At 58.5% G+C, this 3,467-nt stretch carries 3 protein-coding genes and 1 pseudogene; all 4 read left to right on the forward strand.

Annotated elements, in window-relative coordinates:
* The coding region (fabG, locus tag V6C16_RS09610) for a 3-oxoacyl-[acyl-carrier-protein] reductase (protein ID WP_333543085.1) at positions 1–693 on the forward strand (693 nt) is incomplete at its 5' end.
* 312 nt (positions 694–1,005) lie between these two features.
* Complete coding sequence (acpP, locus tag V6C16_RS09615) at positions 1,006–1,239, forward strand: acyl carrier protein (protein WP_012625238.1); 234 nt, start codon at positions 1,006–1,008, stop codon at positions 1,237–1,239.
* 72 nt (positions 1,240–1,311) lie between these two features.
* Entirely contained in the window at positions 1,312–2,562 is a 1,251-nt protein-coding gene (fabF, locus tag V6C16_RS09620) for a beta-ketoacyl-ACP synthase II (RefSeq protein ID WP_333535066.1), read from the forward strand.
* A 399-nt stretch (positions 2,563–2,961) separates the two neighbouring features.
* Positions 2,962–3,467, forward strand: a pseudogene (glyA, locus tag V6C16_RS09625) (serine hydroxymethyltransferase); the annotation flags it as partial.

A 3,467-nucleotide genomic window follows, 5' to 3' on the forward strand; every position in this document is an offset into this window, starting at 1 on the left:
GGGCGCGCCATTGCCCAAACCCTTGCCCGGGACGGCTTTCAGGTTTTTCTCACCTATGTGAGCCGCCCCGCGGAGGCGGAGCAGACGGTGGCCGAAATCAGGGCGGCGGGCGGCCAGGCCAGGGCTTTTGCCCTTGATGTGAGCGACGGTGCTGCTGTTTCCGATTTTTTCACCACTGAAATCAAGGACAAGGTTGATCTTGCCGTGCTCGTGAACAACGCGGGCATCACCAAGGACGGTTTTCTTATCCGCATGAAGGATGAGGACTTTGACCGGGTAATCAACGTCAACCTGCGCGGGGCCTTCATCTGCACCCGCGAGGCCGCCAAAATCATGAGCAAGGCCCGCAAGGGCCGCATTGTGAACATTTCTTCGGTGGTGGGCCAGATGGGCAACGCCGGTCAGGCCAACTACGCCTCGGCCAAAGCCGCCCTGCTGGGCCTCACCAAGTCCTGCGCCAAAGAGCTGGCCGCACGCCAGATCACGGTCAATGCCGTGGCTCCCGGCTTTATTGAAACGGACATGACCGCCGCCCTTGGCGATGATGTTCGTAAAAGCTATGAGGAAGTTATTCCGCTCAAGCGCATGGGCACTGCCCAGGAAGTGGCCGACGCCGTGGCGTTTTTCGCCTCGGACAAGGCCGCCTACATTACCGGGCAGGTGCTTGGAGTGAATGGGGGCATGTACTGCTAGCGCAGTTTTGCAGTAATAATGTTAACTGCTCCTGTGCGGAGTGTTGCTGACAATCCGCGCCACGAAACATACCCGGATTACCAGGCGTTCTCCCGGCCGCCGAGCGGCTGCGGAAAACAGACAGTGATGTCGTGCCTGCAAGGGCAACCCTGTTTCAGCCGCCGGCAAGCAAAAGTGCGGCTGAAAAAAACAAGGCATGTTCGCCGGCCAGGCAGTTAACGTGAAAGCACGCACGCAGAACAACCGAAGACGCACCCGGCACTGCCCTGAAGCCGGGGTTTGGATGGATATTAAAATTACCTGGAGGATACCATGTCTGATGTCGCCGAAAAAGTTAAAAAAATCATTGTAGACCAACTGGGCGTCAGCGCTGATGAAGTCAAGCCCGAAGCCAGCTTTGTGGAAGATCTGGGCGCTGACTCCCTGGACCTGACTGAGCTGATCATGGCTATGGAAGAAGAGTTCGAAGTCGAAATCGCCGACGAAGATGCTCAGAAGATCCTGAAGGTCCAGGACGCCATTGCCTATATCGAAGAAAAGAAATAGCCAAGGTTTGTTCGCCAGATATGCAGCGTGCGAGGGGGCGGTAAAGCCCCCTCCCGCACCAAAGGAGCATGCATGACCCGTCCCCGCGTAGTAATCACCGGCGTTGGCGGCGTTACGCCCCTCGCCAACGATATTGAGAGCACCTGGAAAAAGCTGCTCGCAGGCGAGTCGGGCATAGCGCCCATCACGCTTTTTGACGCTTCCGCCTACGATTCGCGAATCGCGGGAGAAGTGAAAAATTTTGTGCCCGAAGATTTCATGCCCGCCAAACAGGTGCGGCGCATGGACCGTTTTACCCAGTTTGCCGTGGCTTCGGCCCAGATGCTGCTCAGGGACGCGGGCTATGAAGTGACGGACGCCAATGCCTACGACACCGCCGTTATCCTCGGCATCGGCCTTGGCGGCCTGCACACCATCGAAACGTATCACGCCAAACTGCTTGAAGCCGGTCCCAACAGAATCTCGCCTTTCATGATTCCCATGTTGATTTCAAACATGGGTCCGGGGCAGATATCTATTTTTACCGGAGCCAAAGGCCCCAACATTGTCACCACTACGGCCTGCGCCTCGGGCATTCACGCCATGGGTACCGCATACAGCGAAATTTTGCTGGGCCGGGTCAAGGCCGTCATCACCGGTGGCGTGGAAGCCACGGTAACGCCCCTGGGCGTGGCCGGTTTTACTGCGCTCAAGGCGCTCTCCACCCAGTACAACGATGAGCCTGCCAAGGCTTCGCGCCCGTTTGACGCCAAACGCGATGGCTTTGTCATCGGCGAAGGCGCCGGGCTGCTCTTTGTTGAAACACTGGAATCGGCGCAGGAACGCGGAGCCAGAATTTATGCGGAACTGGTAGGCTACGGCGCATCAGGCGACGCCTACCACATGACCGCTCCCTGTGAAAATGGCGAAGGCATGGCCCGCGCCATGCAGAACGCCCTGCGTGAAGCCGGAATCTCGCCGTCGGCCATCGGGCATATCAACGCTCACGCCACGTCCACCATGCTCAATGACAGCACGGAAACCAAGGCCATCAAGCTGCTCTTCGGCGACCATGCCAGGAAGATCAAGATCTCTGCCACCAAGTCCATGACCGGGCATCTGCTCGGGGCTGCCGGCGGCATAGAATCTGTCTTCACCGCGCTGGCCCTGCATGATGAAATGCTGCCCGGCACCATCAACCTTGAAAATCCTGATCCCGAGTGCGATCTCGACTACATGGCTGACGGTTCCCAAAATATCGCCTGCGAGTATGCCATGTGCAATTCCTTCGGCTTTGGCGGCACCAATGCCAGCCTGATCCTGAAGAAGTGGGACAATAAATGACCTGCCGCCCGCGATGCCTGCCGGAAGGACTGATATCTTTCCGGCAGGCATCCGGCGGTGCGCGTTTAACGCTTCTGCCGCTGCGGGGCAGTCCTGTTTTTAGAAAACGCCGGTGGACGAAATCCGCTTTCGGCAGTCGAGCAATACCTGGACGAAACCAGTTGTGCCTGCGCACAGCTTTCGCACAGGAAAATCCGGCGCGGATCACGGGCAGCCAGTCCACCTGATCCGCGTTTTTTGAAAAAAGGCCCCGCTAACGCCACGGCCCGCCTTACTGGTCAGAACCGTCCGAACGCCCCCATAAGGCCGCCGGACGTTGTGTTCTCCGCCGGGCCAGCTCAGTACACACACTGCCCGCCGCTGTGGCGGGCAGTATATTTCACTAAGGATGCCACGTTCATGGATGAAATTCTGCTGCAAGACCCGGAAATCGCAAAGGCCATTGCTCTGGAATCGCAAAGGCAGATGGGCAAGCTTGAGCTTATCGCCTCGGAAAACATTGTTTCCACGGCGGTACGTGAAGCCCAGGGCAGCGTACTGACCAACAAATACGCCGAAGGCTATCCCGGCAAGCGCTACTATGGCGGCTGCGAATACGTGGATATGGTGGAAACCCTGGCGCAGGAAAGGGCCAGGCTGCTTTTTGACGCGCAGTACGTCAACGTGCAGCCCCATTCCGGCTCGCAGGCCAACATGGCCGCCTACCTGGCCGTTCTCAAGCCCGGCGACACCATTCTCGGCATGGATCTTTCCCACGGCGGACACCTCACCCACGGCAGCCCGGTGAACTTTTCCGGCCGTCTTTTCAAGGTGCTCTCGTATGGCGTGCAGCGCGAAACCGGCCGCATCGACTATGACGATGTGGCCGCCAAGGCCCGTGAGCACAAGCCCCGCGTCATCGTGGC

Origin of the sequence: Desulfovibrio sp. 1188_IL3213, from assembly GCF_036763145.1 — a bacterium.
Taxonomy (GTDB): Bacteria; Desulfobacterota; Desulfovibrionia; order Desulfovibrionales; family Desulfovibrionaceae; genus Desulfovibrio.